A 3,706-nucleotide genomic window follows, 5' to 3' on the forward strand; every position below is an offset into this window, starting at 1 on the left:
TTCATCCAGCAGTTCGCGCAGGTGACCAACCCGCCGCTGGACTCGATCCGCGAAGAGGTCGTCACCTCGCTGGGCCTGAGCGTGGGCCCTGAGCGCAACCTGTTGTCGGCCGGGCCCGACCACACCCGCACGGTCACGATCGACTTCCCGGTCATCGACAACGACGAACTGGCCAAGTTGCAGCACATCGACAAGGCGCTTCCCGGGCGGCGCTCGGTCATCGTGCGTGCGCTCTACCACTTCGACGCCGGCCCGGACTCGATGCGCGAGCGCATCGAGGAGATCTGCGCCGAAGTGGATGCCGCGATCGCCGGCGGCGCCGAGTTCATCATCGTCAGCGACCGCGACTCGAACAAGGACCTCGTTCCGATCCCGTCGCTGCTGGCGGTCTCGGCCATCCATCACCACCTGATCCGCAACGAGAACCGCATGAAGGTGGGACTCGTGGTGGAGGCCGGCGACGTCCGCGAGGTGCACCACGTGGCGACCCTGCTCGGCTACGGCGCCTCGGCCGTCAACCCGTACCTGGCGATGGAGACCGTCGAGTACCTGGTCCGGGCCGGCTTCATCACCGGCGTGGCCCCCGAGAAGGCCGTCAAGAACCTGATCTACGCGCTCGGCAAGGGCGTGCTGAAGATCATGTCGAAGATGGGTATCTCCACGGTCTCGTCCTACGCGGGCGCGCAGGTGTTCGAGGCCGTCGGGCTGTCGCAGGAGTTCATCGACGAGTACTTCACCGGCACCGAGACCAAACTGGGCGGCATCGGCATCCGCGAGGTCGCCGTCGAGAACGAGCAGCGACACGCGTACGCCTATCCCGAGGACGCGGCCGCGCGTGCGCACGAGCGGCTGTGGACCGGCGGCGAGTACCAGTGGCGGCGTGACGGGGCGCCGCACCTGTTCAACCCGCAGACGGTGTTCCGTCTGCAGCACTCCACCCGCACCCGCCGCTACGACATCTTCCGCGAGTACACCCGCCTCGTCGACGACCAGGCCGCGGAGCTGAAGACGCTGCGCGGACTGTTCCGGCTGCGCACGGGGGAGCGGCCCGCGGTCCCGATCGACGACGTGGAACCGGTGTCGTCGATCGTCAAGCGCTTCTCGACGGGAGCGATGAGCTACGGCTCCATCTCCCGCGAGGCACATGAGACGCTCGCCATCGCGATGAACCGGCTGGGCGCGAAGTCGAACACCGGTGAGGGCGGCGAGGACTTGGGGCGTCTGCTCGACCCGGAGCGGCGCAGCGCCATCAAGCAGGTGGCATCGGGCCGTTTCGGTGTGACGAGCATGTACCTGACGCACGCCGACGACATCCAGATCAAACTCGCCCAGGGCGCCAAGCCCGGCGAGGGCGGTCAGCTGCCACCGGGCAAGGTGTACCCGTGGATCGCGCGCACACGCGGGGGGACGCCCGGAGTCGGCCTCATCTCGCCGCCGCCGCACCACGATATCTATTCGATCGAGGACCTCAAGCAGCTCATCTTCGACCTGAAGCGGGCCAACCCGGGCGCGCGGGTGCACGTGAAGCTCGTCAGTCAGTCCGGGATCGGCGCGGTCGCCGCCGGGACGGCCAAGGCCCTCGCCGACGTCATCCTGGTCTCCGGGCACGACGGCGGGACCGGTGCCAGTCCGCTGAACTCGCTCAAACACGCCGGCACGCCATGGGAGCTGGGACTGGCCGAGACCCAGCAGACCCTGATGCTCAACGACATGCGCGACCGCGTCGTGGTGCAGGCCGACGGCCAGCTCAAGACCGGGCGCGACGTCATCGTCGCGGCACTGCTCGGTGCCGAGGAGTTCGGTTTCGCCACGACCGCGCTCGTGGTCGAGGGCTGCATCATGATGCGGGTGTGTCACCTGGACACGTGCCCGGTCGGCGTGGCCACTCAGAACCCGGTGCTGCGCAGCCGGTTCAGCGGCAAGCCGGAGTTCGTCGTGAACTTCATGGAGTTCATCGCACAGGAGGTGCGGGAGTACCTGGCCGAACTCGGGTTCCGTTCGCTCGACGAGGCGATCGGTCACCATGAGTTGCTGGACGTGAACGCGGCGATCGACCACTGGAAGACCCACGGTCTCGATCTCGCCCCGATCCTGCGGGGCCCCGCGTTCGCCGACGACGTGCCGCGCCACAACACCCGCGCACAGAACCACGAGCTCGACGAGCACTTCGACGTGTCGCTGATCCAGCAGGCGCAGGACGTGATCGCGCGCGGCGGTCACATCTCGTTCGACCTTCCGATCCGCAACACCGCGCGCGCCGTCGGAACCATGCTCGGTCACCACGTCACGCGCGCCCACGGGGTCAACGGCCTGCCCGCCGGCTCGATCGAGGTCAACCTCACCGGCTCCGCCGGGCAGTCCTTCGGCGCCTTCCTGCCGGCCGGCATCACGCTGCGCCTTGAGGGCGATTCCAACGACTACGTCGGCAAGGGACTGTCCGGGGGCCAGATCGTGGTTCGCCCGGCGCGCGACGCGGAGTTCGACGCGTCGCAGAACGTCATCGCCGGGAACGTCATCGGCTATGGCGCCACGCAGGGCACGATGTTCCTGCGCGGTGTCGTCGGTGAACGGTTCCTGGTGCGCAATTCCGGTGCCACCGCCGTCGTCGAAGGTGTCGGCGACCACGCCCTCGAGTACATGACCGGTGGACTCGCCGTCATCCTCGGCGACACCGGTCGCAACCTGGGTGCGGGGATGTCGGGCGGCACGGCCTACGTGTACCGGTTGGACACCGACCTCGTCAATCGTGAAGCGCTCGCCACCGGTGAACTCGAGCTGCAGGAGATGGGCGCGGCGGATGTCGAGATCCTCCGCGACCTGCTGGAGCAGCACCGCGAGCAGACCGGGTCGGCGCGTGCCGCCGAACTGCTGGCGGATTTCGACGCCGAGGTCGCCGCGTTCGTCCGGGTCGTACCGCGGGACTACGCCGCGGTGCTGCAGACCCGGCAACAAGCCCTCGAAGAGGGACTCGACCCCGACGGGGACGTGGTGTGGACTCGCATTCTGGAGGTGACCGGTGGCTGACCCGAAGGGCTTCCTCAAGACGACCGAGCGCGAACTGCCTGCGCGCCGACCGGTGCCGGTGCGCATCATGGACTGGCGCGAGGTGTACGAGCCGGGCGACACCAATGTGCTGCGCCGTCAGGCGGGACGCTGCATGGACTGCGGTGTGCCGTTCTGTCACCAGGGCTGTCCGCTCGGCAACCTCATCCCGGAGTGGAACGACCTGATCTGGCGGGGCGAGGGCCGCGCCGCGATCGAGCGGCTGCACGCGACCAACAACTTCCCCGAGTTCACCGGGCGGCTGTGCCCGGCCCCGTGCGAGAGCTCCTGCGTGCTGGGCATCAACCAGCCCGCCGTGACGATCAAGCAGATCGAGGTCTCGACGGTCGACGACGCGTTCGCGAACGGCTGGATCGAACCGGAACCGCCCGCGCGGCTGACCGGGAAGACCGTCGCGGTCGTCGGATCGGGCCCCGCGGGCCTGGCTGCCGCCCAGCAGCTGACCCGCGCCGGCCACACCGTGGCGGTGTTCGAACGCGACGACCGCATCGGCGGTCTGCTGCGATACGGCATTCCCGACTTCAAGATGGAGAAGCGCCACCTCGAGACGCGGCTGCGTCAGATGCAGGACGAGGGGACGCGGTTCCGCGCCGGCGTCGAGATCGGGTCCGACATCACCTGGTCCGACCTGCGGGCCCGGTAT

2 protein-coding genes are annotated in these 3,706 nt (G+C 68.6%); both read left to right on the plus strand.

The features are described from left to right. On the plus strand, window positions 1–3,024 hold a 3,024-nt coding region (gltB, locus tag ACK5KK_RS15650), incomplete at its 5' end, for a glutamate synthase large subunit (RefSeq protein ID WP_416891011.1). Beyond that, the coding region (locus ACK5KK_RS15655; protein WP_416891012.1) for a glutamate synthase subunit beta at window positions 3,017–3,706 on the plus strand (690 nt) is incomplete at its 3' end. The genes gltB and ACK5KK_RS15655, both read left to right, overlap by 8 nt.

This window comes from Microbacterium sp., assembly GCF_047972865.1.
In the GTDB taxonomy this organism is placed as follows: Bacteria; Actinomycetota; Actinomycetes; order Actinomycetales; family Microbacteriaceae; genus Microbacterium.